This window comes from Aminobacter aminovorans (assembly GCF_900445235.1).
Taxonomy (GTDB): domain Bacteria; phylum Pseudomonadota; class Alphaproteobacteria; order Rhizobiales; family Rhizobiaceae; genus Aminobacter; species Aminobacter aminovorans.
The window spans coordinates 3,704,577-3,728,889 of record NZ_UFSM01000001.1 but is presented as its reverse complement, the minus strand read 5'-3'; the positions used below and the strand labels follow the sequence as shown (position 1 = coordinate 3,728,889).

At 62.2% G+C, this 24,313-nt stretch carries 27 protein-coding genes; 13 read left to right on the top strand and 14 right to left on the bottom strand.

What is annotated here, in order from left to right:
• Positions 1-22: 22 nt before the first annotated feature.
• Positions 23-1,231, bottom strand: coding sequence for a GNAT family N-acetyltransferase (locus DY201_RS18430; protein WP_115732446.1), 1,209 nt, complete (start codon positions 1,229-1,231; stop codon positions 23-25).
• 90 nt (positions 1,232-1,321) lie between these two features.
• On the opposite strand from DY201_RS18430, the gene DY201_RS18425 reads away from it, so the two are divergent.
• Positions 1,322-2,371, top strand: coding sequence for a polysaccharide deacetylase family protein (locus DY201_RS18425; protein WP_115732445.1), 1,050 nt, complete (start codon positions 1,322-1,324; stop codon positions 2,369-2,371).
• A gap of 103 nt (positions 2,372-2,474) precedes the next feature.
• On the opposite strand, the gene DY201_RS18420 is transcribed toward DY201_RS18425, so the two are convergent.
• On the bottom strand, positions 2,475-2,693 hold the full coding sequence (locus tag DY201_RS18420; RefSeq protein ID WP_115732444.1) for a DUF2842 domain-containing protein: 219 nt from the start codon (positions 2,691-2,693) through the stop codon (positions 2,475-2,477).
• A 171-nt stretch (positions 2,694-2,864) separates the two neighbouring features.
• On the opposite strand from DY201_RS18420, the gene DY201_RS18415 reads away from it, so the two are divergent.
• A complete protein-coding gene (locus tag DY201_RS18415) occupies positions 2,865-3,959 on the top strand; it encodes a COX15/CtaA family protein (protein WP_115732443.1) in 1,095 nt (364 codons plus the stop codon).
• Here the strand turns inward: DY201_RS18415 and DY201_RS18410 are convergent.
• The 3 genes from DY201_RS18410 to speB all read right to left on the bottom strand — a co-directional run bounded on the left by DY201_RS18410 (position 3,949) and on the right by speB (position 6,822).
• On the bottom strand, positions 3,949-4,839 hold the full coding sequence (locus DY201_RS18410) for an aminoglycoside phosphotransferase family protein (protein WP_115732442.1): 891 nt from the start codon (positions 4,837-4,839) through the stop codon (positions 3,949-3,951). The genes DY201_RS18415 and DY201_RS18410 overlap by 11 nt on opposite strands.
• 1 nt (position 4,840) lies before the next feature.
• Entirely contained in the window at positions 4,841-5,779 is a 939-nt protein-coding gene (argC, locus tag DY201_RS18405) for an N-acetyl-gamma-glutamyl-phosphate reductase (RefSeq protein WP_115732441.1), read from the bottom strand.
• A gap of 86 nt (positions 5,780-5,865) precedes the next feature.
• Complete coding sequence (speB, locus tag DY201_RS18400; protein WP_115732440.1) at positions 5,866-6,822, bottom strand: agmatinase; 957 nt, start codon at positions 6,820-6,822, stop codon at positions 5,866-5,868.
• A 189-nt stretch (positions 6,823-7,011) separates the two neighbouring features.
• On the opposite strand from speB, the gene DY201_RS18395 reads away from it, so the two are divergent.
• Positions 7,012-8,082 carry a glycerophosphodiester phosphodiesterase family protein gene (locus DY201_RS18395; protein ID WP_115732439.1) on the top strand — a complete coding sequence of 357 codons (1,071 nt, stop codon included), beginning with the start codon at positions 7,012-7,014 and terminating at the stop codon, positions 8,080-8,082.
• Between the two features lie 15 nt (positions 8,083-8,097).
• On the opposite strand, the gene DY201_RS18390 is transcribed toward DY201_RS18395, so the two are convergent.
• The 4 genes from DY201_RS18390 to DY201_RS18375 all read right to left on the bottom strand — a co-directional run bounded on the left by DY201_RS18390 (position 8,098) and on the right by DY201_RS18375 (position 10,090).
• Entirely contained in the window at positions 8,098-8,373 is a 276-nt protein-coding gene (locus DY201_RS18390) for a hypothetical protein (protein WP_131922356.1), read from the bottom strand.
• 125 nt (positions 8,374-8,498) lie between these two features.
• Positions 8,499-8,975: a 30S ribosomal protein S9 gene (gene rpsI / locus DY201_RS18385; RefSeq protein ID WP_067962883.1), complete on the bottom strand. Its 477-nt coding sequence runs from the start codon at positions 8,973-8,975 to the stop codon at positions 8,499-8,501.
• Positions 8,976-8,977: 2 nt separating this feature from the next.
• The gene (rplM, locus tag DY201_RS18380; RefSeq protein ID WP_115733865.1) at positions 8,978-9,442 is read right to left on the bottom strand and encodes a 50S ribosomal protein L13; all 465 of its coding nucleotides are present in this window, start codon (positions 9,440-9,442) and stop codon (positions 8,978-8,980) included.
• A 219-nt stretch (positions 9,443-9,661) separates the two neighbouring features.
• Positions 9,662-10,090 carry a winged helix-turn-helix transcriptional regulator gene (locus tag DY201_RS18375; RefSeq protein WP_115732437.1) on the bottom strand — a complete coding sequence of 143 codons (429 nt, stop codon included), beginning with the start codon at positions 10,088-10,090 and terminating at the stop codon, positions 9,662-9,664.
• Between the two features lie 195 nt (positions 10,091-10,285).
• Between DY201_RS18375 and DY201_RS18370 the strand changes: the two genes are divergently transcribed.
• The gene (locus tag DY201_RS18370) at positions 10,286-11,131 is read left to right on the top strand and encodes an NAD(P)H-binding protein (RefSeq protein WP_245432034.1); all 846 of its coding nucleotides are present in this window, start codon (positions 10,286-10,288) and stop codon (positions 11,129-11,131) included.
• A gap of 34 nt (positions 11,132-11,165) precedes the next feature.
• On the opposite strand, the gene DY201_RS18365 is transcribed toward DY201_RS18370, so the two are convergent.
• Positions 11,166-11,612 (bottom strand): PaaI family thioesterase, encoded by a 447-nt coding sequence (locus tag DY201_RS18365; RefSeq protein ID WP_115732435.1) that lies wholly within the window; start codon positions 11,610-11,612, stop codon positions 11,166-11,168.
• A 178-nt stretch (positions 11,613-11,790) separates the two neighbouring features.
• Between DY201_RS18365 and DY201_RS18360 the strand changes: the two genes are divergently transcribed.
• The 5 genes from DY201_RS18360 (at position 11,791) to DY201_RS18340 (ending at position 15,464) form a co-directional block, all read left to right on the top strand.
• Entirely contained in the window at positions 11,791-12,612 is an 822-nt protein-coding gene (locus DY201_RS18360; RefSeq protein WP_115732434.1) for an enoyl-CoA hydratase, read from the top strand.
• 2 nt (positions 12,613-12,614) lie between these two features.
• On the top strand, positions 12,615-13,037 hold the full coding sequence (locus DY201_RS18355; protein WP_115732433.1) for a VOC family protein: 423 nt from the start codon (positions 12,615-12,617) through the stop codon (positions 13,035-13,037).
• A 63-nt stretch (positions 13,038-13,100) separates the two neighbouring features.
• Positions 13,101-13,622 carry a CoA-binding protein gene (locus DY201_RS18350; protein ID WP_115733864.1) on the top strand — a complete coding sequence of 174 codons (522 nt, stop codon included), beginning with the start codon at positions 13,101-13,103 and terminating at the stop codon, positions 13,620-13,622.
• A 145-nt stretch (positions 13,623-13,767) separates the two neighbouring features.
• A complete protein-coding gene (locus tag DY201_RS18345; protein ID WP_115732432.1) occupies positions 13,768-15,051 on the top strand; it encodes an O-acetylhomoserine aminocarboxypropyltransferase in 1,284 nt (427 codons plus the stop codon).
• 68 nt (positions 15,052-15,119) lie between these two features.
• The gene (locus DY201_RS18340) at positions 15,120-15,464 is read left to right on the top strand and encodes a cupin domain-containing protein (protein ID WP_165915942.1); all 345 of its coding nucleotides are present in this window, start codon (positions 15,120-15,122) and stop codon (positions 15,462-15,464) included.
• A 3-nt stretch (positions 15,465-15,467) separates the two neighbouring features.
• On the opposite strand, the gene DY201_RS18335 is transcribed toward DY201_RS18340, so the two are convergent.
• Both DY201_RS18335 and DY201_RS18330 read right to left on the bottom strand, forming a co-directional pair.
• Positions 15,468-16,115, bottom strand: coding sequence for a CatB-related O-acetyltransferase (locus DY201_RS18335; RefSeq protein WP_115732431.1), 648 nt, complete (start codon positions 16,113-16,115; stop codon positions 15,468-15,470).
• A 32-nt stretch (positions 16,116-16,147) separates the two neighbouring features.
• The gene (locus DY201_RS18330; protein ID WP_245432033.1) at positions 16,148-16,777 is read right to left on the bottom strand and encodes a class I SAM-dependent methyltransferase; all 630 of its coding nucleotides are present in this window, start codon (positions 16,775-16,777) and stop codon (positions 16,148-16,150) included.
• Between the two features lie 269 nt (positions 16,778-17,046).
• Between DY201_RS18330 and DY201_RS18325 the strand changes: the two genes are divergently transcribed.
• The 4 genes from DY201_RS18325 (at position 17,047) to DY201_RS18310 (ending at position 22,497) form a co-directional block, all read left to right on the top strand.
• Entirely contained in the window at positions 17,047-17,679 is a 633-nt protein-coding gene (locus DY201_RS18325) for an ATP-dependent Clp protease proteolytic subunit (RefSeq protein ID WP_115732429.1), read from the top strand.
• A gap of 300 nt (positions 17,680-17,979) precedes the next feature.
• On the top strand, positions 17,980-19,254 hold the full coding sequence (gene clpX, locus DY201_RS18320) for an ATP-dependent Clp protease ATP-binding subunit ClpX (protein ID WP_115733862.1): 1,275 nt from the start codon (positions 17,980-17,982) through the stop codon (positions 19,252-19,254).
• 373 nt (positions 19,255-19,627) lie between these two features.
• On the top strand, positions 19,628-22,042 hold the full coding sequence (lon, locus tag DY201_RS18315) for an endopeptidase La (RefSeq protein WP_115732428.1): 2,415 nt from the start codon (positions 19,628-19,630) through the stop codon (positions 22,040-22,042).
• A 182-nt stretch (positions 22,043-22,224) separates the two neighbouring features.
• Positions 22,225-22,497 (top strand): HU family DNA-binding protein, encoded by a 273-nt coding sequence (locus DY201_RS18310; protein ID WP_018427423.1) that lies wholly within the window; start codon positions 22,225-22,227, stop codon positions 22,495-22,497.
• 90 nt (positions 22,498-22,587) lie between these two features.
• Here the strand turns inward: DY201_RS18310 and DY201_RS18305 are convergent, their stop codons facing one another.
• Positions 22,588-22,986 carry a DUF6636 domain-containing protein gene (locus DY201_RS18305; protein WP_115732427.1) on the bottom strand — a complete coding sequence of 133 codons (399 nt, stop codon included), beginning with the start codon at positions 22,984-22,986 and terminating at the stop codon, positions 22,588-22,590.
• 166 nt (positions 22,987-23,152) lie between these two features.
• Positions 23,153-24,259, bottom strand: a complete 1,107-nt coding sequence (locus DY201_RS18300) for a M24 family metallopeptidase (protein ID WP_115732426.1) — start codon at positions 24,257-24,259, stop codon at positions 23,153-23,155.
• Between the last annotated feature and the right edge of the window lie 54 nt (positions 24,260-24,313).

The following is a 24,313-nucleotide window of genomic DNA, read 5'->3' as shown; positions in this document are numbered from 1 at the left end:
TTCGAAGAAAAGCTGAAACGCCCTAGTCTTCTTCGGCTGCTGTCGCCGCCGGCTTGCCGCGCAAGACCGACCGCAATCGCTTGATCAGCGCCCACAGCCTGTCGTTGTTCTTGACCGTGGCTTTGACACGCGACAGCGACCTCAGGCCGAGCGCATAGAGGCGGCCTTTGGTCGTCAGCGGCACCAGCACATCGGCATGCTGGATCTCAAGGTCGCACCACTGCCGCTTGTAAGGCTCATCCCCGACACTGAAATCGTAGATATCGAAACCCTGGTCGCTGGCCTCGGCAATGTTGTCGAAGAACAGGTATTCGCCAGGGCTGGCATAGGCCAGTTCGTCGTCGGCAATTGCGCCGAATTCGCAGACAAGCCGGTTCCCCGCTCGGCTCGAGCCGGTGACCGCGCGATATTTGCCGCCGACCTCGAGCCCGTGCAGCACGAAGGCGCGATCTTCCCGCGCAAGCGCATCGACGAACAGCTTGCGAAAGAAGCTGCGCACGCTGGCATCGGCGAACACATCGGTGATGCCCATGGCACCGAACCGCTGTTCCTTCATGGCGTAAAACGCGTCGAGCATGGCGTTGGCCTCGGCCGTGGTCGTTGCCATGATACGCCGTGCGCCGCCGACGGCTTCGTATTTTCGCTCCTGGCTGCGATGTCGCTTGCGTTTCTTCTTGCCGCTGGTTCGCGTCAGCACCTGCTCGAAGCCGCCGTCGAGATCGACGGCAAGCGCGACATTGGGGCTCTGTGCCGACGGCAGCTTGAGCAAAGGATTGGGCAGGCCCTTGAAGTCGCCGATCAGGCGGTCGAACGCGACAAGATCGATATCGGGCCGGGCTTTGCCGATTGCGCGGACGAGTACGCCGATGTCTTGGGCATTGGCCGCTACCAGCCAGTTCTTGTCGGAGGCCGGAAAATTTCCGTTGGCGTGCTTGCCGCCCAGGAACCTGGCGATGCGGAACGGCCCTTCGCGGCCGACCTCGAGGGCGACCGACAGCACCGGTCGCCCATTGGTGCTCAAGGTGGCGAGCATCGCGTCGGGCTTGTTGGCGTCGATCCAGGTCGACACCCATTCCGGGCTCTGGGCCGGCGCGTAGATGCTGGTGAACTTGCCGTAGGCGCTCAACACATCGCGCGACACCGGCAGGGCAATTGCCGTTGTCGCGTCGCCGGTGGTGGCAGCGTGACGAAGCAATGTGTTGTTTTCGCTGGGGGCAGTAGCGTCAACCATACTTCAATCCTTGCCGGCTATTGATCGGCACATATTGAGCATTCCTCGCTATGCTCGATGCCACCGAGCCTAAGCGCCAAAGGTGAAGGAATGATCGACATAGCCCGGAAGCTGGCTTTCCTGCTGATCGGATATGGCGGTCTTGGCGCGCTGGCCAAGCCGTTGGTGGGCAGCGTCGGTGTCATCCTGATGCTGCACCGGGTCAGTGCGTTGCTTGACCGGCCTGACGGTCCCAATCGCCATCTGACGATCACGCCCGCGTTCCTCGACCTGATTGTCGGCGAGATGAAGCGGCTCGGCTACGCCTTCGTCTCGATGGATGAGGTCGTCGCTCGCCTGCGCTCCGGCCGGAGCAGCGGCCCGTTCGCAGCACTCACCGCCGACGATGCCTACCGTGACAATCTCGTCGAGGCCTTGCCGGTTCTCGAAAGCCATGGCGCGCCCATCACCATCTATGTCGCGCCGGGGCTCACCTCGGGTGCCGCCGACCTGTGGTGGGAGGTTCTCGACGCGATCGTCGAGGCGGGCAAGCCGGTGACGGCAACGATTGCGGGCAAGCGGCGAACGTTCGAATGCTCGACGCCGGCTGGCCGCAAAGGCGCTTTCCTCGCACTGTCCGATTGGCTGACGTCGGAAGTGTTGGAAGAAGATCATCGCCAGGTGCTGCGCGGCTTGGCCGAACAGGCCGGCGTCGACGCCTCGGCTCCAAACCGGGAGCTGTTGATGGATTGGACCGAAGTCAGGCGTGCGGCGAGCCATCCGTTGGTCACGATCGGCGCCCATACTGTCCATCACTGCAATCTCAAGCGCCTCGAGGCCGGCAAGGCACTGCGTGAGATGCATCGCTCGCGCAGCATGATCGAGGCCGAACTGGGCGAGGCGCCGCAGCATTTCGCCTATCCCTATGGTTACGAAGCCGCGGCCGGCATGCGCGAGACCCATCTGGCGCGCGAGGCGGGTTTCGTGTCGGCCGTCACGACCCGGCACGGTGTCCTGGTACCGGGCCATGCCGCGCATCTGCATGCGCTACCGCGGATTTCGGTCAATGGCCGCCATCAGGATCTTGCCGCCATCCGCGCCATGCTGTCCGGCGCGACCACGCTGATGACCAATGGCGGTCGCAGGCTGGTGACTGTGTAGCTTCCAGAGCAATTCCGGGAAAACTGTCAGCGGTTTTCCGTCCGGAATTGCGGAGACAAAAAAGTTAGAGCGATTCCGCAACTAGGAGAAAAGTGGCAGCGCTCTAGTGGCCCGCGGTCTTGGATGGCTTGACCATCCATTTGATGATCCACATCGCCGGCAGGATCCAGAGAAGGCCGCTGAGGAAGAAGAACAGCAGATGGGCCACCGGGCCGGACTGCGACAGCTGAGCGACCGCCACCATGGTGGCAACCAGCGCGTATACGATGACCAGCAGCACCAGCAGCACGGTTCCGATCAGCTTCTTGACGCGCACGGGCATTTCTTCATCCTTTGTCCAGGCTTCGCATAGTCGCTCTGGCCAGCCGGTGCAACCGGGTAGGGTGGTCGGCGCGACTGCGTGTCGCGTGGGCTGAACTTGCCAGCGGGGCCGCCATGGTCCACCAGTTCCGCGGTTTCGATGAGCCGGGAAAGATTGCCGGGAAAGATTGCTATGTCAGCCATGACCAACACTGCCGCACCGCTTGCCGAGCGCAACAGGGAACTGCGCAACCGTACGCTGGTCCGCGGCTGGCTTTATCTCGTCCTGCTGGTGCTGTTTGCGCTCGTCATGGTCGGCGGCGCAACCCGCATGACCGGCTCCGGGCTCTCCATCACCGAATGGAAGCCGATCCACGGCGTCATTCCGCCGCTCAATCAGGCCGAATGGCAGGAGGAGTTCGAAAAATACCAGCAGATCCCGCAATATGAGCAGATCAACAAGGGAATGACCGTTGACGAGTTCAAGGGCATCTTCTGGTGGGAATGGGGCCACCGCCTGCTCGCACGCGGCGTAGGTTTCCTCGTCGCCATTCCACTTGCCTTCTTCTGGATCTCAGGCCGCCTCGAGCGAAGGCTGAAGCCGCGGCTTGTCGGCCTGCTGGCGCTGGGTGGTCTGCAAGGCTTCATCGGCTGGTGGATGGTCGCCTCGGGGCTCTCGGAGCGCGTGTCGGTCAGCCAGTACCGGCTGGCGATCCATCTTACCTTTGCCTGCATCATCGTCACGGCTGTCGCCTATATAGCGCGCGGCCTTGCGACCTATTCGGAGGTGCCGGCGGACCGCCGGATCCAGCGCTTCTCCGGCGTCATGGTGCTGCTGGTGCTGTTCCAGATCTATCTCGGCGCGCTGGTTGCCGGCTTGCATGCCGGGCTCAGCTACAACACCTGGCCGCTGATGGACGGCGCCATCATCCCCGGCGACCTGCTGGTGATCGAACCGGTCTGGCGCAATTTCTTCGAAAGTCCGAAGACCGTGCAGTTCGTCCACCGCATGTTCGCCTATACGGTGTTGATCGTGGCACTTTGGCACGCCTTTGCGACCATGACCCTGGCACCGCGCAGGACCCATGCGCGCCGCGCCTTGCTGCTGGCTCTTCTGATCGTGGTCCAGGCGGCCATCGGCGTCGGCACTCTGCTGATGCAGGCGCATATGCACTGGGCGCTGCTGCATCAGGGCTTTGCGCTGATCGTGCTGATCTTTGCCACCGCGCACTGGCGCGCGACCAAGGGGGCTTATCCCCTGGAAAACGACGTCGCCGTCAGAAGCTAGCGCGTACCGCCCTGACAGCCGCCACGACGGACAACTCGCTCGCCTCGTCCTCGCCGTTGTCGTCCTCGGCATGCCAGGACGACGACAGGCAGCCCCAGGCAATGGCGTGATCCAGCATGGTGTCAGGGCGCTGGCCCAGCGTTTTGGCGAAAGCTTCCGCCATATAGGCGATGCGCTGCGGATCGATGCAGAGGTCGTCGTGTCGGTCGAGCGGGTTGTAGAAGAAGTTCGCCGCGTCGAAGCCGGGATCGCCAATTATGCCCTTGGGATCGATGACCAGCCAGCCGCGTTCGCCGAGCAGGAGGTTGTCGTGGTGCAGGTCGCCATGCAGCACGCGCAACTCGTGCGGATTCGAAAGCAGCCGTTCCGCAATGACGGCAGCGTCCCGATAAGGGCTTTCCAGCCCGGCATCGCGATCCAGCTCGGCTTTGTTGAATAGGCTGGCAAAGCGCGCCCGCAGCGGCTGCAGATCGGCGGGAGGAGTCACGTCGGACGGCGAAAACAGCCTGGCCATCACCTCGTTGGCGATGTCGGTGGCGTGGCGGTCGCCATGCTCGTTCAATTCGTCGACAAGCAGCCGGTCGCCGGCATATTCGAGCAGCATATCGTGCCCCTCGAAGCCGAGCAGGCGCACGGCTCCAACGCCGTCGCGCCAGCTCAGATAATGTGCGCCGCGCAATTCGTCGGCGACATCGTCGAACGGCTTGAGCGCCTTGACCACCGCCGGCTTGCCGTCGGTCAGGCGCACCTTCCAGATGCGGCTGGAAAAGGTCTCGGCAATGAGCTGCGGATCACTGACATTCCACCGCGCAGGCCAGCGATCTGGCCCGGCATCTGGCCCGTGATCTGGCCCGGGATCTGGAATGACAGCCTGATCCATCCTAGTGCTTGAGCCCGAGCATCAGGTCCATGTTCTGGACGGCGGCACCCGAGGCGCCCTTGCCGAGGTTGTCGAGCAGTGCCACCAGGTTGACCTGACCCTGGCCTTCCGTGCCAAAGACATAGAGCTGCATCCGGTCAGTGTCGGCAAGCTCGGTCGGGTCAAGCCGGTCGAGCTTGGAGCTGACCGCCAGCGGCACGACCTCGACGATGTCCTGTCCGGCATAATGCGCGGCAAGCGTGGCGTGGATGTCGCCGATCGAGGCCGAGCCATTGAGGTCGGCGAGATGCAGCGGCACCTGGACGATCATGCCCTGGGCAAAACGGCCGACCGACGGCGCGAAGATCGGACGCCGCTCGAGCAGGCCATGCTGCTTCATCTCGGCGACGTGCTTGTGCATCAGTGGCAGGCCATAGAGGAAATGCGGCGAAGCGATGTGGTCGGGGCGGGAGGCGTCCTCCATCTGGCCGATCATCTGCTTGCCGCCGCCGGTGTAGCCGGAAACGGCGTTGACGCTGACCGGATAGTCGGCGGGGAGGGTGCCGGCCGCCACAAGCGGACGGATCAGCGAGATCGCGCCGGTCGGATAGCAGCCGGGGTTGGCGACCAGCCGGGCATCGGCGATGCGCTTGCGCTGGGCAGCGTCCATCTCGGCAAAGCCGTAGGCCCAGTCGGGGTGGACGCGATGCGCCGTCGACGTGTCGATGATGCGGGTCGAATTGTTGCCCTCGAGGATGCGCACAGCTTCCTTCGAGGCATCGTCGGGCAGGCAAAGGATGGCGACATCAGCCTCATGCAGGCGCTCGGCCCTGAGGTCGACGTTGCGGCGTTCTGCTTCCGGGATCGACAACACGTCGAGGTCGTCGCGGGCAGCGAGACGCGTGCGGATCTGGAGGCCGGTGGTGCCGTGTTCGCCGTCGATGAATATTTTCGGTGTCATTGTTCTGCCGTCCGTCGAAAAATTCGTTATTTCAGTCAGTTATGGCCAAATTCGGACTCAGGTCCGCAGGCTCTTGATTCAGTCCCTCAGGCCTTGTCGCGCGCCTTCCTCTCGGCCAGCAGACCAAGATAATGCATCGCGACCGTCGAGCCGGCGATTGCCGTAATATCGGCATGGTCATAGGCCGGCGCAACCTCGACGACGTCGGCGCCGACGATGTCGATCTGGGTCATCTGGCGCAGCACCGACAGGATCCTGGCCGAGGACGGCCCGCCCGCCACCGGCGTGCCGGTTCCCGGCGCATAGGCCGGGTCGAGACAGTCGATGTCGAAGGTGACATAGGTCTTCTTGCCGCCGGTGCGTTCGGCGATCGCATAGGCGATGTCGGCGGCGCGCATCTCCTCGACCTCGTGGCCGTAGAGGATCTTGATGCCGCAGTCGTCGGGTGCATGCGTGCGAATGCCGATCTGGATCGAGCGGTCGGGGTCGATGATGCCGTCCTTGACGGCACGGGCCACGAACGAGCCATGGTCGATGCGCTTGCCGTCGTCAGGCCAGGTGTCCTGGTGGGCGTCGAACTGCACCAGCGCCATCGGGCCGTGGATCGCCGCATGCGCCTTCAGCACCGGCCAGGTCACGAAATGGTCGCCGCCAAGCGTCAAAAGGAAAGCGCCCGATTTCAGGATCTTGGCCGCCTCGCGTTCGATCGTTGCCGGTGTCTTCTGGTGATTGCCGCTGTCGAGCAGGCAGTCGCCATAGTCGATGACGGCGAGGTCGTCGAACAGGTCGCGGCTGAACGGGTATTGCGGATCGCAATCGAAGATCGCCGAGGCGCGGCGGATGGCCTGTGGGCCGAAGCGCGCGCCCGGCCGGTTGGTGACGGCGGCGTCGAAGGGGATGCCCCAGACGACCGCGTCGGCGCCGGCGACGTTCTTCGAGTATTTGCGGCGCATGAAGGACAATGCCCCTGCATAGGTCGGATCACCCGAGCGCCCCTTGGGGGTGCGTGCGGTAAAGGCGTGATCGATCGACGAAGAGGGCATGGGCAGTCTCCTTGTTCGGTCTTTCGGAATTTCGAGGCGCAAGAACTACAGAAGCCTGCCACAACATGCCAGCCCCATGGCGAATTGCGTGTGACAGCTGCATTCATCGCCCTGTCATCGACCTTTCACGCCCATGTCATCGCCGCCTTCTAGGTCGTTCCCAGCATCTTCAGCCATGGAGCGATTCCCATGCGGGCAGTTCTGGGAGGCGCAGTCTCGGTCTTGCTGACCCTCGGTCTGGCGACATCCGGCCATGCCGGTTCTCGTTCCGAAGAGATTCTCGCGCGCTTCGAAAATGCCAATCAGTGGCGCGACCATGTGATGGTCGTGGCGCACAGGGCAGGTGGCCTGCAGGACGGCAAGCGGCGCTTTGCCGAAAACTCCATCGCCGCCCTGCATGATGCGATCTCGCTCGGTGCCGAGATGGTCGAGATCGACATCCGCCGCTCAGCCGACGGCGAGCTGATCGTCATGCATGACAGCTGGCTCGACCGCACCACCGACTGCAAGGGCGAAGTCGTCACCCGTGCGATGGACGAACTCAGGAAATGCCGGCTGGTCGTCGAGGGTACCGGCAACGTCACCGCCGAGCCGGTGCCGACCCTGAGGGAATATCTCTCGGTTGCCAGGGGCAAGATCCTGGTCAATCTCGACAACAAGCTCGAAACCGCCGATCTCGTCGACATGGTTGCGCTGGCGCGCGCCATGGAGATGGAAGAGCAGGTGGTGGTCAAGGCGAACCTCTGGAATGCCGAGCGTGTCGCTACCGTCAAGGCTGTGATGGCGCGGGTGGGGCAGGGCTTCCAGTTCATGCCGATCATGGCCGACGATGCGGTGCGTGACCCGGCTTTCGTTGAGGCATCGGGCAAGGCTTTCGCCGCCAATGCCTTGGAGATGATTGCCTGGCGCGGCGACGCCGAAAGCATGACCGTGTCTGGCGGGCCGTTGTTTTCGGTCAAGGTCAAGGCTGCGGCCGTTCGTGGCGACTGGCACATCTGGGTCGACACCCATGCCATCGTCAACAAGCCGGGCGGCTATCTTGCCGGCGGCCGCGGCGACGAACTGGCGGTTGCTGCCGGCTTCCCCAACGAGGTGTTCGGCTTCTGGGTCGAACGTGGCGCGACGATGATCCAGACCGACGAGCCGCGTGCAGCCATCAACTGGCTGGCCGCCAATGGCTATCGCGTGCCTTATGCCGAGGTCGAGAAACCCGTGGCCTCTGTCGCAGGGACGGGCGCCTCTCAGCTGCCGACCAACTGACGTCGCGGGAAGGGGCTAATACGCTCTCGAGCCCCGTAGCGCCTTGCGCCGGTCCTTGAGCGAATATTTCGAGCCGCCCTCCTTAAGAAGCTGCTTGCCCTTTTTCCTGCAGTGACTGTCTGCTTTGCCTGCGGCCTTTCGTGCGTCGGCACCCTTTTCGATCGCCTTGTCGTAGGCGCGCATCCAGCAGCTGTCGAACGAGGTTGCCCGCTTGAGAAACTTGTTCGAAGCGGCCTCGGCTGGGGCTGCGACGAAGGATATGGCTAATGCCAGTGCGAGCATGCGGAGCATGGCGGTCTCCCCGGGCGGCCTGAAGTTTGCGCTTCCAAGCATAAGCCAGGCACGCCGGAACGACATGCAGAAAAGAAAAAGGCCGCCCGAAGGCGGCCTTTTCCAAAATCCGGACTGCGAAACGCTTAGCGCTTCGAGAACTGGAACGAACGGCGGGCCTTGGCCTTACCGTACTTCTTACGCTCGACGACACGGCTGTCGCGGGTCAGGAAGCCGCCCTTCTTGAGCACGCCGCGCAGCGTCGGCTCGTAGTAGGTCAGCGCCTTGGAGACGCCGTGACGAACAGCGCCGGCCTGGCCCGAGAGACCGCCGCCAACGACGGTGGCGATGACGTCGTACTGGCCGACGCGGGCAGCCGCGACGATCGGCTGGTTCAGGATCATCTGCAGCACGGGGCGCGCGAAGTAAGTCGCGAATTCCTTGCCGTTGACGATGATCTTGCCGGTGCCTGGCTTGATCCAGACGCGAGCAATGGCGTTCTTGCGCTTGCCGGTGGCATAGGCGCGGCCGCTCTTGTCGAGCTTCTGGACGTGGACCGGAGCTGCCGGCTGTGCGGCTGCAGCGACGGTGCCGAGTTCTGCGAGCGAGCTGAGATCAGCCATGATTACGAGGCCTTCTTGTTCTTGACGTTCATCGCGCCGACGTCGAGCGTCACTGGCTGCTGAGCGACATGCGGATGTTCGGCGCCTGCATAGACGCGGAGATTCTTCATCTGGCGACGGCCGAGCGGACCACGCGGGATCATGCGCTCAACGGCCTTCTCCAGGACGCGCTCGGGGAAACGGCCCTCGAGCAGCTGGCGCGCGGTGCGCTCCTTGATGCCGCCTGGGTGACCGGTGTGCCAGTAGTACACCTTGTCGGTGAACTTCTTGCCGGTGAAGGCGACCTTGTCGGCGTTGATGATGATGACATTGTCACCGTCGTCGACGTGAGGCGTGAAGGTAGGCTTGTTCTTGCCGCGGAGGATGTTGGCGACGATGGTGGCGAGACGGCCGACGACGAGACCTTCGGCGTCGATCAGCACCCACTTCTTCACCACGTCCGCAGGCTTCTGCGAAAAGGTTGTCATGGTCATATGCTTTCGGTTCGGACCTTCAGGAGAAGGCGTTTCTTGTTGCTTTCATTGACGAAAAACCGGAATTCGCCGCCAATAACAAAACCGCGGCCATTGCGGGCCGCTGCTTTGGATGGGCTTATAGGCGAGGGTCGTTGATGCGTCAAGCGGACGAAGCCGGAAGTCGTGGCAAAAAGATAAACGAAAACAATAGCATATATATGTGGTATTATTTTACCGCATGCCTGCGGCTGGGATGAGGCCGCGTTTTGCGCCGCCGGGCATAGTCGCAGCTGACTCGGCGCCGGCCTCAGTGTCGAAGCGCTGCTGTGCAGCCAGCACGGCCTCGACGTTGGTTTCAGCCCATTCGGCAATGATCGAGATCTTCTCGGAAAGCGTCCGGCCGAGCGGGGTGATCGAATATTCCACCGTCACCGGCACGGTCGCAAACACCTCGCGGTTTATCAGGCCGTCGCGGCCGAGCCGCTTCAGTGTCTGCGACAGCACCTTGGTCGAAATACCCTCGACGTCGCGGCGCAGTTGGTTGAAGCGCACCGGTCCTTCGGAAATCTTCCACAGCACCAGCGACGTCCATTTGTCGGCGATGTGGTCGAGCAGCATCCTGGTCGGGCAATTCTTGGCGTAGACGTCGTAGACGGGCATCGCGGCATTCCCGAAGGGTGATTTCCTGGAGGTAAGCTGGTGGCGTCATAGGCCACCTCATTACCGGAAAGTGCCTTCTTTTTACCCATGTAACGTTTCGCTATCAAGCAGCCATTGGAAACTCACTTTCCAAGGGAAAGCACATATTCCCTGAAGAAAGCACATGTTCCCCGAAGAAAGCACATGGAGCTTGATATGCCTGAAGGAAAGATCCTCGTCCTTGCAGCCACCGGCAATGTTGGCGCACCGCTGGTCTCCGAACTGTTGCGCCGGGGAGAGAAGGTCATGGCCGCCAGTCGTAGTGTTGCGTCGCTCGCAACCGGTGCCGAGGCCGTACGGCTCGACCTTTCCGATCCGCGGAACCTCGCTGTGGCACTGGAAGGCGTGGACCGCATCTTTGCCTTGTCGCCGACCGGCTATCTCGATCCCGTCGGCCTGCTCGCGCCCGTACTCGAGGCGGCAGCAGCGCGCGACATCAAGATCGTGCTGCAGACGGCCCTTGGCGTTGACGCCAATGATGCCATCCCGCTCAGACAGCTGGAACTAAAGCTGCAGGCCTCGGCTGCGCCACATGTCATCCTGCGTCCCAACTGGTTCAGCGACAACTTCGCCACCTACTGGGCGAACGATGTCAGGCGCGGCGAAATCCGCGTGCCGGCAGGCGAGGGCAGGTCGAGTTTCGTCGATGCCCGCGATGTGGCCGCCGCTGCTGCCGGTGCGCTGACCAGCCACCAGCACGACGGCAAGGCCTTCGCGCTGACCGGTCCGGTGGCCTACAGCTATGCCGAAGCGGCGAGGCTCCTGTCCGCGGCCCTTGGACGTCCTGTCGGCTATACGCCGATCGACGATCGCACCTTTGTTGCGGAAGTGGTCGCGGCCGGGCTGACGCCAGGCTACGCCGAGCTCCTGGCGGCTATCTTCCAGCCCGTTGCCGAGGGCTGGACGTCAGGCGTAACCGACGCCGTCGAAGTGCTGTCGGGCAAGGTGCCGCGCTCGCTGGAGCAGTCGATCGGCGACATAGCCGTGCGCCTCGACGCCTGAACCATACCCATAAGCAAGCGTCCTGCCAGCGCGCTCAGCGCTTCGGCGGGATCGAATAGGTGCCGGTTGCGTGCGCCACTGTCTGCCGGTCCGGGCCGGCGACGATATCGATGTCGAAAACCATCAGGCTCTTGCCGAGCTTGAGGATGCGGCAGTGGCCGTCGATCGGTCCGGCTTCGGCCTTGCGCATGAAGTTAATGTTGAGATTGGTCGTCACCGACAGCGCGTCGGGGCCGGCGTGGCTCAGCACGCAGACATATCCGCCAATGTCGGCGAGCGTGAAAAGCGATGGGCCCGAGACTGTGCCGCCGGGCCGGAGATGGCGTTCGTCGGCATTGAGGCGAACGGTGCAGCCGCCCGGAAAGACCTCGGTCACCCGGTAGAAATCATGATGCTCGTTGAGCTGGGGGTAGACCTGCCTCAGAAGGTCGTTGACCTCGGTTGCCGTCATCTTCGGCTTCAATCCGTGCTGCTCGGGCATTAGCTCTTTCCATCGACTTTCCGGTTGCGCGCTCAGGCCTCATTTTTCGTCGGAACGCATGAACCTTTGGTGGTGCTGCAATCACCTAGTTGGGAACCAAGTTTGTGTGCAAACGTATATGGCTGAGGCTCACTTTGGCGATTCGTCTTCGCCGCGCTGAACTCACTTTGGGGACACCATGGCAGAAATAGTCGCCATCAAGCGTAGCACACCGGAAGGTCCGGTTTGGGCCAGCCTCGACAAGGGCGTGCTGCGTCTCGTGCTCTCCAATCCGCCGGCCAACGTACTCTCGATCGCGACGATGGCGGCCCTTCAGGCCCAGCTCGACGGCGCCCAGGACGACGAGGCGGTCCGCGTCATCGTGATCGCTGCGCAAGGCAACGTGTTCTGTGCCGGTCATGATCTCAAGGAGCTGACGGCGCGCCGCAGCGACGCCGATCGTGGTCGCGCCTTCTTCGAACTCACAATGTCGCGCTGTTCGGCGCTGATGCAGAGCATCGTGCGCCACCCCAAGCCTGTCGTAGCCGAGGTCGATGGCCTCGCCACCGCCGCCGGCCTGCAACTCGTCGCCAGTTGCGACCTGGCCATTGCCTCCGACCAGTCCGCCTTCTGCACGCCTGGCGTCAATATCGGTCTGTTCTGTTCGACGCCGATGGTTGCCCTGTCGCGCAACGTTTCGCGCAAGCAGGCGATGGAGATGCTTTTGACCGGCGAGACCATCGACGCCACGACGGCGCGCGACTTCGGCTTGATCAACCGCGTCGTGCCGCGCGAATACCTGAATCACATTGTTGGAAAATATACGCAAACCATTGTTTCAAAATCACCTTTGACGCTGAAAATCGGCAAGGAGGCATTCTATGCCCAGGCCGAGATGGGGCTCGCCGAGGCCTATGATCATGCGGCACGCGTGATGGTCGACAACATGCTGGCAAAGGATGCCGAGGAGGGTATTGGCGCCTTTATCGAAAAGCGCCAGGCCAACTGGACAGGAGAATAGGTTTGGAACAGCGCCTTTCGCTTGTAACCCTTGGAGTGGACGATCTCGGCCGTGCCGTGCGCTTCTACGAAGCGATGGGGCTGAAGCGAAACCAGTCGGTCACCGAAGGCGTCGCCTTCTTCCAGATGGGAGGGATCGTGCTCGGTCTCTGGGGGCGCGAACAACTGGCATCCGACGCCGGGGTTCCCAACGGCAAGGGAGGCTTCTCGGGCGTGTCCATTGCCTACAACACCCGTTCCGAGGCGGAGGTCGACGAGATCCTGGCGACTGCCGAGAAAGCCGGCGGCCGCATCGTCAAGCCGGCGCAACGGGCCTTCTGGGGCGGCTGGTACGGCTACTTCGCAGACACCGAAGGCCATCTGTGGGAAGTGGCCCACAATCCCGATTTCCCTATAGCGGAGGATGGCAGCATCTTGCTGCCGTAAGGGGCGATAGGTTTGCAGGCCCTGCCGAAAGCCGGTATCGAGGAGCCGTCGAACGAGGCCGCCATGAACCACGACAGCTACGACAATGACTATATCGCCGGCATCCTGAATTCGGTGAAGACGATCGCGGTCGTAGGCGCCTCGGCCAATGAGGTGAGGCCGAGCTATTTCGTCACAAAATACCTGATCGACAAGGGCTATGAAGTCTTTCCGGTCAATCCGGGGCATGCCGGCAAGGACATCCTCGGCCGCATGGCATATGCCAGCCTTTCCGACATCCCAGCCTCAATCGACATGGTCGACGTCTTCCGCGCCTCGGCGGCTGTGCCTGGTATCGTCGACGAGGTGCTCAGGCTCGATCCGCTGCCCAAGGTCATCTGGATGCAACTCACCGTTCGCCATGACGAGGCTGCTGCGCGTGCCGAGGCCGCCGGCATCAAGGTCGTCATGAACCGCTGCCCCAAGATCGAATATGCGCGGCTTGCCGGAGAAATCGGCTGGAACGGCGTCAATTCCGGTATGCTCTCCGCGAAGCGCCCGGTGATGCGCGAGGGTTTCCAGAGTTTTGGCATCCGCGCAAGATAATCCGGCATCCGTGCGCGTTTTTGCAATGCCGCGCAAATAATCTCTGCCTGCTCCGGCAGATGTGAAATTTTCGTCTTTGCTTTCCGCCGCAGCCTTGGCCAAAGATGCCAGCTGATTTGACGAACCTATTCTTTGGAGGAAAAAGATGTCCCAGCGCGCCCCTGGTTTCAACACGCTTGCCGTCCACGCCGGCGCAAAGCCCGATCCGGCGACCGGCGCTCGCGCCACGCCGATCTACCAGACGACGTCATACGTCTTCGACGACGCCGATCATGCCGCCTCGCTTTTCGGGCTCAAGGCTTTCGGCAATATCTACACCCGCATCATGAACCCGACCCAGGCGGTTCTCGAGGAGCGCATCGCAGCCCTTGAAGGCGGCACCGCAGCGCTTGCCACCGCCTCCGGCCATGCCGCGCAACTGCTGGTGTTCCACAATCTGATGCGCCCGGGCGACAATTTCGTCGCCGCGACCCGGCTCTATGGCGGCTCTATCAACCAGTTCGGCCATGCCTTCAAGAATTTCGGCTGGGAAGCGCGCTGGGCCGACACCAACGACATTGCGAGCTTCGACAAGCAGATCGACGGCAAGACCAAGGCGATCTTCATCGAGAGCCTGGCCAATCCCGGCGGCACCTTCGTCGACATCGAGAAGGTCGCCGACATCGCCCGCAAGCACGGCCTGCCGCTGATCGTCGACAACACGCTGGCAAGCCCTTATCTGATACGCCCGATCGAGCATGGTGCCGACATCGTCGTCCATTCGCTGACCAAGTTCATCGGCGGCCACGGCAATTCGATCGGCGGCGTCATCGTCGATGGCGGCACCTTCGACTGGTCGAAGTCGGGCAAGTACCCGATGCTGTCGGAGCCGCGGCCTGAATATGGCGGCGTCGTGCTGCACGAGACCTTCGGCAATTTCGCTTTCGCCATTGCCGCCCGCGTGCTCGGCCTGCGCGATCTTGGCCCGGCGATTTCGCCGTTCAACTCGTTCCTGATTCTGACCGGCCTCGAGACCTTGCCGCTGCGCATGCAGCGCCATTGCGACAATGCGCTGACCGTCGCCGGCTGGCTCTCCGACCATCCCAAGGTCGAATGGGTGGCTTATCCCGGCCTCAAGAGCGACAAGAACCATGCGCTGATGAAGAAGTACTCGCCCAAGGGCGCGGGCGCCGTCTTCACCTTCGGCCTCAAGGGCGGCTACGAGTCAGGCGTCAAGTTCGTCGAGGGCCTGGAACTGTTCTCGCACCTTGCCAATATCGGCGACACCAAGTCGCTGGTCATCCACCCGGCTTCGACCACCCACCGCCAGCTCTCCGACGAGCAGAAGATCGCGGCGGGCGCCGGGCCTGATGTCGTGCGACTGTCAGTCGGCATCGAGGATGTCAGCGACATCATCGCCGACCTCGAACAGGCGCTGGCCAAGGCCTGATCGGCCGTGCAAGACTTGGCCCCGGCAGATTGCGCTGCCGGGGCCTTTTGCTGTTTGGGAGTTCGATCTTGCCGAGATTTCTTACCATCGACGTCAATGGCATCGAGCCGGAAGCGGGCGCGCCGGCCAGCGACCGGCTGATTTCGGGCGACCCGAAATTCAGCACCTGGAATGCCGAGGAGGCCGACGGCGGCCTCTATGCCGGCATCTGGCAGTCGACGCCGGGCAAATGGCGCATCGATTATGACGAATGGGAGTTCTGCCACATCCTGTCGGGTGTCTCTGTCATCGCGGAGGAGGGTGGCGAAGCCCGCACTGTGCGGGCCGGCGACAGCTTCGTCCTCAGGCCCGGCTTCAAAGGAAGCTGGGAAGTGCTTGAAACGACTCGCAAGGAATATGTGATCCGCCTCTGAGCGTCAGCTTTTTCCCGTGTCGAATTTTTCCGCTGCCTCTTCCAGCGCGTCGATCTCGTTGGCGCAGAGGAGCGGCTTCAGCGCCTCGAACTTCTCCGCAGGCCATCCGTAGACCTTGAGCCCCAGCAATTTGTCGACAACGGCTTGCGGAAAGCGCGTCTTGATCGGCACGGCCGGATTTCCAGCAACGATGGTGTAGGGCGCCACGTTCTTGGTGACGATCGCACCGGAAGCAATGATGGCGCCTTCGCCGATGTTCACGCCGGGCATGATCATGGCGCGCATGCCGATCCAGGCGCCATCGCCGATGATCGTGTCGCCCTTGCCGGCATAGGCATCCAGAATGAACTCCGGGAAGGGATAAAGGCTGAACCAGTCCGTGCGGTGCGTATGGTTGCCGCCAAGCAGGATCACCGCCTCGGCGCCGATGCAGACATAGTCGCCGATATGGAGCTGGTCGATCGGCCAGGCGGGCTGCCAAGCCTTGAGGCTGTATTCGTCGCCATAGAGATAGCGCACCACGCTGTCTTCGAACGACCCCGACCACGCGTCGCTGTAATAGCTGTGTGTGCCGCGAACATGGATGTTCGGGTTTGTCACGGTCTCGTGCAGCAGTTCCACCTTGGACCAGTGCTTGGCGTCGTTTTTCATTGCTTTAGATCCTCGGGGCGCACCCCAGCCACTCAGGCTTTGGTGGCGAATACATGAAGCCAGTTGGTTGGCTGGCGGTCGTAGCCGCTGCCTCTGCGGCTGGTGATTTCGATTTGCCCGTTCCAGCCGCGGTCGCCATATGCGCCTGCCAGCCATTCCGGGGAAGGGTAGTTATAGTACCTTCCGAAGCGGTCACGCCCCTCGGCCTCGCCAGCCTTGAAGCTTGCATAAAACACCCCTCCGCGGACCAGCGCCCGCTGAACACGGGAAATGACTGCCGGTAGATGTTCGCGCGGCACATGCAGCAGGCAGGCATTGGCCCACACGCCGTCATAGGCGTCGACTTCGTCGATGTCGTCAAACAGAAGGACCTTGACGGTTCGGCCAAGGCGTCTCGCGGCCGCCGCCGCGATTGCCTCCGTACCATCTGACGGCGTTACGTCGAAGCCCTCGGCAAGCATGGCCTCGCTGTCTTGTCCCGCGCCGCATCCGAGTTCCAGCACGCGGCCGCCGGCGGGCAGGCGGGCCATGAAGTCGTGGAGATGGTGCCTGCTCGCCGGCTGGCCCCTTGCCGTGTAGGTTTCTGCCTCGTTCGAGTAGAACCGGATCGTTTCCTGGTCTTTGGCTTCCCTCACGATCGCTCCGATAGCTGGTGTCCGCAAAACAGGCCATCGAGATCGTCATCAAGCCCGCATATCCGCTCAACCGACAGCCGAGCGTCATTTGAGAGGAGCCACTACCGCAGCAGGCATGGAAAGTTCCAGTACCGAGCATTGAGCCAGCTGTCGCAGCGAAAGTTAGCAATAGCTGAAATCATGGGTGTTCACCGGCCTTGCGCAATGGTGAGGCGGCATCCTATTTACAGGGCAAAGCCTCTGAACCGATTCTGCCCGTCCGGCGCCGGAATCCCCTCACGATAAAGGGATAGTCGATGAAGAACCCCGTCGAAACATACATGAACCTCGTTCCGATGGTGGTCGAGCAGACCAACCGCGGCGAGCGCGCCTACGATATCTTCTCGCGCCTGCTCAAAGAGCGCATCATCTTCATCACCGGTCCGGTCGAAGACGGCATGGCGACGCTGGTCTGTGCCCAGCTGCTGTTCCTCGAAGCCGAGAACCCGAAGAAAGAGATCAACCTCTACATCAACTCGCCCGGCGGCGTGGTTACCTCGGGCATGGCGATCTACGACACCATGCAGTTCATCAAGCCGGCGGTTTCGACGCTGTGCATCGGCCAGGCCGCTTCGATGGGCTCGCTGCTGCTCTGCGCCGGCCACAAGGACATGCGTTTCGCGACGCCGAACGCCCGCATCATGGTGCACCAGCCTTCTGGCGGCTTCCAGGGGCAGGCCTCCGACATCGAGCGTCACGCCCAGGACATCGTCAAGCTCAAGCGCCGTCTCAACGAGATCTATGTCAAGCATACCGGCAAGGACTACGAGACCATTGAAAAGACGCTCGACCGCGACCATTTCATGACCGCGGACGAGGCTCGCGACTTCGGATTGATCGACAAGGTCATCGAAAGCCGCGACGTCGCCGAGGGTGCCACGGCTTCGTGATTGGATGCTTCGACCTGCCTGCAGGGCAACATCTCGCATTTTTGAGGTGCCCTGCGGCATTTCGGACACATTTTGCTGTTCCCTCGGTGGAAGCGTCGGCCTACGTTAAGGTGGCGTTGAGCTTCGACGGCTTAGCGTTGTTCAAGGGTGCCGCGACTCGTTGCAGCGACTTCTGGAATGTGAGTGTACGGAGCTCGTTGCGGCGGCCATGGGATGGCGGTGGCGGCGTCCGTCGTTAGATTGCATATGCGCCCCGGAGCCAGACCTTCGGCCGGGCGGCAGTGAAAGGACTTGGACAAGATGAGCAAGGTCAGCAACGGCGGCGGCGACTCCAAGAACACGCTCTATTGCTCGTTCTGCGGCAAGAGCCAGCATGAGGTACGCAAACTCATCGCCGGCCCGACCGTCTTCATCTGCGATGAGTGCGTCGAACTGTGCATGGACATCATCCGCGAGGAGAACAAGACCTCGATGGTGAAGTCGCGCGAGGGCGTGCCGACCCCGCAGGAAATCCTCAAGGTTCTGGACGACTACGTCATTGGTCAGCCTTACGCCAAGCGCGTGCTGTCGGTGGCCGTCCACAATCACTACAAGCGCCTGGCACACGCCTCCAAGAGCAATGACGTCGAGTTGGCGAAGTCCAACATCCTGCTGATCGGCCCGACCGGCTGCGGCAAGACGCTGCTCGCCCAGACGCTGGCCCGCATCATCGACGTGCCGTTCACCATGGCGGATGCGACGACGCTGACCGAAGCCGGTTATGTCGGCGAGGATGTCGAGAACATCATCCTCAAGCTGTTGCAGTCGGCCGACTACAATGTCGAACGCGCCCAGCGCGGCATTGTCTATATCGACGAAATCGACAAGATCAGCCGCAAGTCTGACAATCCTTCGATCACCCGCGACGTCAGCGGCGAGGGCGTGCAGCAGGCGCTGCTGAAGATCATGGAAGGCACCGTCGCTTCCGTGCCGCCCCAGGGTGGCCGCAAGCACCCGCAGCAGGAATTCCTGCAGGTCGACACCGCCAACATCCTGTTCATCTGCGGCGGCGCCTTTGCCGGCCTCGACAAGATCATCTCGGATCGCGGCCGCAAGACATCGATCGGCTTCGGCGCCACCGTCGCTTCGCCGGAAGACCGTCGCAGCGGTGAGGTGTTCCGTCTGGTTGAACCGGAGGATCTGCTGAAGTTCGGCCTGATCCCCGAGTTCGTCGGCCGTCTGCCTGTGCTGGCGACGCTCGAGGACCTCGATGAGCCTGCGCTGATCCAGATCCTGACCGAGCCGAAGAACGCGCTGGTCAAGCAGTACCAGCGCCTGTTCGAGATGGAAAATGTCGACCTGACCTTCCACGAGAACGCGCTGTCGGCGATCGCCAAGCGCGCCATCGAGCGCAAGACCGGCGCTCGCGGCCTGCGTTCGATCATGGAAGCGATCCTGCTCGACACCATGTTCGAGCTTCCGGCGCTGGAAGGCGTGCAGGAAGTGGTTATCTCGGAAGAGGTGGTGACCGGCAGCGCCCGGCCGCTCTACATCTACTCCGAGCAGAAGGAAAAGAAGGGCAACGTCAGCGCCTGAGGCCTGGCCGTTTCCCTTGGAACCGCTCCAGCGAACGGCGCCCCAGCGGCGCCGTTGGCATTTTGGAGCCTCGTCGGTTCGGGCCGGCAAACGCTACAGCGCCGTGCGTCCCTGGATGCGCAAAGGACGCTGTGGAGGTTTGAAGCGGTGCATGATCCTTTCCGAAAATCGATTCCGATTTTCGGGGTCGTGCACAAGCGTGATTGGCCTTGATGTTTACCCGGCGAAGCTCCAACTAACGGAAGAAGAGGCGATGGGTGGGTTTTCGTGCTGTAATGCCGCGCGGTAATCGGCGGTAGGCGGAACCGTCCATGGTCGTTAATATGAGATTCGCGGTTGGCGCTCGCGCGGCTGCGAAATGAAAGGTTGGACAATGGCCAAAATATCCCGCTCTTCCAGCGAAGGTACCTTCGCAGTCCTGCCGTTGCGCGACATCGTCGTGTTCCCGCACATGATCGTCCCGCTGTTCGTGGGACGTGAAAAGTCGATCAAGGCCCTGGAAGAGGTGATGGGTCAGGAAAAGCAGATCCTGCTTGCGACCCAGATGAATGCCGCCGACGACGATCCCGAGCCCGATGCGATCTACGACATCGGCACGCTCGCCAACGTGTTGCAGCTGCTGAAGCTCCCTGATGGCACCGTCAAGGTGCTGGTCGAAGGCACGACGCGTGCCAAGATCCAGTCCTTCACCGACAAGACCGACTTCCACGAGGCCCACGCTCTCATCCTGAGCGAGCCTGAAGAGGAAGAGGTCGAGGTTGAGGCGCTGGCGCGTTCGGTGGTTTCCGACTTCGAAAACTACGTCAAGCTGAACAAGAAGATTTCGCCCGAAGTGGTTGGTGCCGCCAGCCAGATCGAGGACTATTCCAAGCTTGCCGACACGGTGGCATCGCACCTCGCGATCAAGATTACCGAGAAGCAGGAGATGCTCGGCACGCTGTCCGTCAAGGAGCGGCTCGAAAAGGCGATGGGCTTCATGGAAGCCGAAATCTCCGTCCTGCAGGTGGAAAAGCGCATCCGCAGCCGCGTCAAGCGGCAGATGGAGAAGACCCAGCGCGAGTACTATCTCAACGAGCAGATGAAGGCGATCCAGAAGGAACTCGGCGAAGGCGAAGACGGCCGTGACGAGTCCGCCGAGATCGAGGCGCGCATCAAGAAGACCAAGCTGTCGAAGGAGGCCCGCGAAAAGGCGGATGCCGAGCTCAAGAAGCTGCGTTCGATGTCGCCCATGTCGGCTGAAGCCACCGTCGTGCGCAACTATCTCGACTGGATCCTGTCGATCCCGTGGGGCAAGAACTCCAAGGTCAAGCAGGACCTGAACTTCGCCCAGGAGGTGCTCGACACCGACCACTACGGCCTCGACAAGGTAAAGGACCGCATCGTCGAGTATCTCGCCGTGCAGAGCCGCCAGAAGAAGCTGAAGGGGCCGATCCTGTGCCTCGTCGGTCCTCCCGGCGTCGGCAAGACCTCGCTCGGAAAGTCGATCGCCAAGGCGACCGGCCGAGAGTTCGTGCGCATGGCGCTCGGCGGCGTGCGTGACGAGGCCGAGATCCGCGGTCACCGCCGCACCTATATCGGCTCGATGCCCGGCAAGGTCATCCAGTCGATGAAGAAGGCGAAGAAGTCCAATCCGCTCTTCCTGCTCGACGAGATCGACAAGATGGGCCAGGACTTCCGCGGCGATCCGTCGTCGGCGCTGCTCGAGGTGCTCGATCCGGAACAGAACGCAACGTTCATGGACCACTATCTCGAGGTCGAATACGACCTGTCGAGCGTGATGTTCGTGACGACGGCAAACACGCTGAACATCCCTGCGCCCCTCATGGACCGCATGGAGATCATCCGCATCGCCGGCTACACCGAGGACGAGAAGGTCGAGATCGCCAAGCGGCACCTGATGCCTAAGGTTGTTCGCGACCACGCGCTTCAGCCCAAGGAATTCTCGGTTTCCGAGGATGCCATCCGTGCCGTGATCCAGACCTACACCCGTGAAGCGGGCGTGCGCAGCCTCGAGCGCGAGCTGATGAAGCTCGGGCGCAAGGCCGTCACCGAGATCATCAAGACCAAGAAGAAGTCGGTGAAGGTCACCGCCGCCAATTTGGACGATTATCTCGGCGTGCAGCGTTATCGCTTCGGCCAGGTCGAAGGCGAAGATCAGGTCGGCGTCGTCACCGGGCTTGCCTGGACCGAGGTCGGCGGCGAGTTGCTGACGATCGAAGGCGTGATGATGCCCGGCAAGGGCAAGATGACGGTCACCGGCAATCTGCGCGACGTCATGAAGGAATCGATTTCTGCGGCGGCATCCTATGTCCGCAGCAGAGCGCTTGATTTCGGTGTCGAGCCACCTCTGTTCGACAAGCGTGACATCCACGTGCACCTGCCCGAGGGCGCCACGCCGAAGGACGGTCCGTCCGCAGGTGCCGCCATGGCGACTGCGATTGTTTCGATCCTGACCGGCATTCCGGTCAGGGCCGATGTGGCGATGACCGGCGAGATCACGCTTCGCGGCCGTATCTTGCCGATCGGTGGCCTGAAGGAGAAACTCCTCGCAGCGCTGCGGGGCGGCATCAAGAAGGTGCTGATTCCGGAAGACAACGCCAAGGATCTGGCGGAGATTCCGGAAAACGTGAAGAGCGGCATGGAGATCATCCCGGTTTCCCGGGTCGGTGAAGTGCTGCGTCATGCACTGGTCAGGATGCCTGAGCCGATTGAGTGGACCGAGCCGGTCGACGTCCCGGCCTCCAAGCCGGATGCCGGCGAGGATGCCGGCAAGGGTTTCGCTCATTAGTTGTATCTAAAGTCACCGCCAAAACAAAAAGCCGGGCTCATGCCCGGCTTTTTCATGTGAAGAAACCGCGGAATTCTGGGCTTTTTGCGCCTTTTCGACTTGGTTGTGCCCGCACTTTTTCCTAAAGTCCGTGTCCTACCGGCTGAGTCTATGTCCCGGTTTTCTCATGGAAGGGAATTTGAATGAACAAGAACGAACTAGTGTCCGCCGTCGCCGAGGCTTCCAAGCTCTCGAAGGGTGACGCGCAGTCCGCTGTCGACGCTGTTTTTTCCGTCATCACCGGCGAACTGAAGAACGGCGGCGATGTCCGGCTCGTCGGTTTCGGAAATTTCACCGTGTCAAAACGCGCGGAGTCGACTGGCCGTAACCCGCAGACGGGTGCGGAAGTCAAGATCCCGGCTCGCACGGTCCCGAAGTTCTCGGCCGGCAAGGGCCTCAAGGACGCGGTCAACTGATCGCTTTCTTGCCGACATCATGACTGAAAAGCCGGGCTTGCCCGGCTTTTCTTTTGCCTCGGAATGGAGGCGTAACGGCGGCCCTACGGCTCAGTAGACCTGAGTTTTCGACCGGCTGATGAAGAAGCCGTGGCCATCATCGCGGACGCAGCTCAATCCGGCCTTGTCGGACGTGCAGCTGAAGGGGCCCTTTTTCCAGCTGTTGCCATATTCAAGCCTATGCGAGCCGTCGCAGCATCCGGTGTCGCCAACATTCTGATAACGCTTGGCTTTTCCTGATTTTCCGAGGACAAACCTGAGATAGGTCGGCTCGATACGGTCGCAGCCAAGTTCCGGCCCGCCATCTTCGGGTTTGTAGACCTCCGAGCCGCCCGCAGGCGTGTACTGGCAGCCGACATTGCCCGACGGCATATTGAAATAGATGACGCCGCCGTCGGCCGGGAAGCTCTGTTCTACGGCGCGTGCATCGATCGAGATCAGGGCGAACACCCCACGAGCAAAGAACGCACAACCCCTCCAGCACAATTCCACGGTTTCGCGAGTGCCAGGATAGCACCGGAACGCAAACTTGGGGCAACAGAACGGGGGGCGAAAGCGCCAACAAAAAGGGCCGCTGCTGCGGCCCTTTTCCGTGTTCGACTGGTTCGGTGAAGGTCTACGCCTTGACCAGAAATGCCTCGCGCGGCAGGTCGGACAACACCTCGGCGCGGTTGCCGCGCAGGATGACAATCTCCTCGAGGCGCAGGCCGAAGCGGCCCTGCAGATAGATGCCGGGCTCGATCGAGAACACATTGCCTTCCTGCAGGATCGTCTCCGACGTGCCGGTGATGTAGGGCTGCTCGTGGATGTCGATGCCGAGGCCGTGGCCGGTGCGGTGCAGGAAGTTCGGGCCGTAGCCGGCGGCGGTGATGACGTCGCGGGCAGCCTTGTCGACTTCCTTGGCGGCAACGCCGGGCTTTGCGGCGGCAATCGCAGCCTGCACCGCACGTTCTAGGACGCCATGCACCTCGTCGAACCCTTCCGGCTTGTCGCCGAACACACCGACGCGGGTCATGTCGGAGGGATAGCCGTCCTTGCGGCCGCCGATGTCGATCAGCACGGCCTCGTTGGCCTTAAGCTTGCGGTTGCCGGTGTGATGGTGCGGGAAGGCACCGTTCTCGCCGAAGCAGACGCTGACGAATTCGCCGGTCGCGCCATTGGCCGCATAGAAGTCACGGATGGCCTTGCCGACCTCGAGCTCGGTCACGCCTTCCTTCAGCGCGGCGAAGCCTGCCTTCATGGCGCCGTCATTGAGCACCGCGTTCATCTTGAGCAGGGCGTACTCGGCCTCGTCCTTCTTGCCGCGCAGGAAGCTCACCGTATCGTTCAGGAAGCTGCGCTTGGCGCCGGGCAGGGCATCGAGCGCGAGCAGCGCGAAATCGGCGCGCATGGTCTCGTCGAGGGCAACCGAGACGGTGCCGCCATCAACGCCACGATTGATGCCGCAATCGGCGAGCAGCTGCGACAGGGCCGCCTGCGGGCCGTCGGCATCGGCCCAGGGATAGAAGGGCAGCTTGGTGAAGGGGCGCTGGCTGTCGGCGTTCAGCACCGGCATCAGGAAGCCCGCATGCTTCTGCGACACGATCAGCAATACCGGGCGTTCGTCGCCATGGGGCGACATGCCGGCGAGCCAGACAAGGTGCGAGGAGGGGCCAACGACCACAAGGTCGGTTCCCGTCTCAGCCATGCGCTCGCGCAACCGCGCCATCCGCTCTTCGTACATCGTCTCTGCCTTCTCGGAGTTGGGGAGGGGGGTAATGTTTGGGAGGGGGTAATG

Bases quoted from the DNA above. Each gene is read 5' to 3' on its own strand.
- DY201_RS18430 (WP_115732446.1), bottom strand. From the start codon at position 1,231: ATGGTTGACGCTACTGCCCCCAGCGAAAACAACACATTGCTTCGTCAC.
- DY201_RS18375 (WP_115732437.1), bottom strand. From the start codon at position 10,090: ATGCCCGTCTACGACGTCTACGCCAAGAATTGCCCGACCAGGATGCTG.
- DY201_RS18415 (WP_115732443.1), top strand. From the start codon at position 2,865: ATGTCAGCCATGACCAACACTGCCGCACCGCTTGCCGAGCGCAACAGG.
- DY201_RS18420 (WP_115732444.1), bottom strand. From the start codon at position 2,693: ATGCCCGTGCGCGTCAAGAAGCTGATCGGAACCGTGCTGCTGGTGCTG.
- DY201_RS18345 (WP_115732432.1), top strand. From the start codon at position 13,768: ATGTCCCAGCGCGCCCCTGGTTTCAACACGCTTGCCGTCCACGCCGGC.
- DY201_RS18310 (WP_018427423.1), top strand. From the start codon at position 22,225: ATGAACAAGAACGAACTAGTGTCCGCCGTCGCCGAGGCTTCCAAGCTC.
- DY201_RS18335 (WP_115732431.1), bottom strand. From the start codon at position 16,115: ATGAAAAACGACGCCAAGCACTGGTCCAAGGTGGAACTGCTGCACGAG.
- DY201_RS18370 (WP_245432034.1), top strand. From the start codon at position 10,286: ATGCCTGAAGGAAAGATCCTCGTCCTTGCAGCCACCGGCAATGTTGGC.
- DY201_RS18390 (WP_131922356.1), bottom strand. From the start codon at position 8,373: ATGCTCCGCATGCTCGCACTGGCATTAGCCATATCCTTCGTCGCAGCC.
- DY201_RS18350 (WP_115733864.1), top strand. From the start codon at position 13,101: ATGAACCACGACAGCTACGACAATGACTATATCGCCGGCATCCTGAAT.
- lon (WP_115732428.1), top strand. From the start codon at position 19,628: ATGGCCAAAATATCCCGCTCTTCCAGCGAAGGTACCTTCGCAGTCCTG.
- rplM (WP_115733865.1), bottom strand. From the start codon at position 9,442: ATGACAACCTTTTCGCAGAAGCCTGCGGACGTGGTGAAGAAGTGGGTG.
- speB (WP_115732440.1), bottom strand. From the start codon at position 6,822: ATGCCCTCTTCGTCGATCGATCACGCCTTTACCGCACGCACCCCCAAG.
- DY201_RS18360 (WP_115732434.1), top strand. From the start codon at position 11,791: ATGGCAGAAATAGTCGCCATCAAGCGTAGCACACCGGAAGGTCCGGTT.
- rpsI (WP_067962883.1), bottom strand. From the start codon at position 8,975: ATGGCTGATCTCAGCTCGCTCGCAGAACTCGGCACCGTCGCTGCAGCC.
- clpX (WP_115733862.1), top strand. From the start codon at position 17,980: ATGAGCAAGGTCAGCAACGGCGGCGGCGACTCCAAGAACACGCTCTAT.
- DY201_RS18395 (WP_115732439.1), top strand. From the start codon at position 7,012: ATGCGGGCAGTTCTGGGAGGCGCAGTCTCGGTCTTGCTGACCCTCGGT.
- DY201_RS18300 (WP_115732426.1), bottom strand. From the start codon at position 24,259: ATGTACGAAGAGCGGATGGCGCGGTTGCGCGAGCGCATGGCTGAGACG.
- DY201_RS18425 (WP_115732445.1), top strand. From the start codon at position 1,322: ATGATCGACATAGCCCGGAAGCTGGCTTTCCTGCTGATCGGATATGGC.
- DY201_RS18410 (WP_115732442.1), bottom strand. From the start codon at position 4,839: ATGGATCAGGCTGTCATTCCAGATCCCGGGCCAGATCACGGGCCAGAT.
- argC (WP_115732441.1), bottom strand. From the start codon at position 5,779: ATGACACCGAAAATATTCATCGACGGCGAACACGGCACCACCGGCCTC.
- DY201_RS18365 (WP_115732435.1), bottom strand. From the start codon at position 11,612: ATGCCCGAGCAGCACGGATTGAAGCCGAAGATGACGGCAACCGAGGTC.
- DY201_RS18325 (WP_115732429.1), top strand. From the start codon at position 17,047: ATGAAGAACCCCGTCGAAACATACATGAACCTCGTTCCGATGGTGGTC.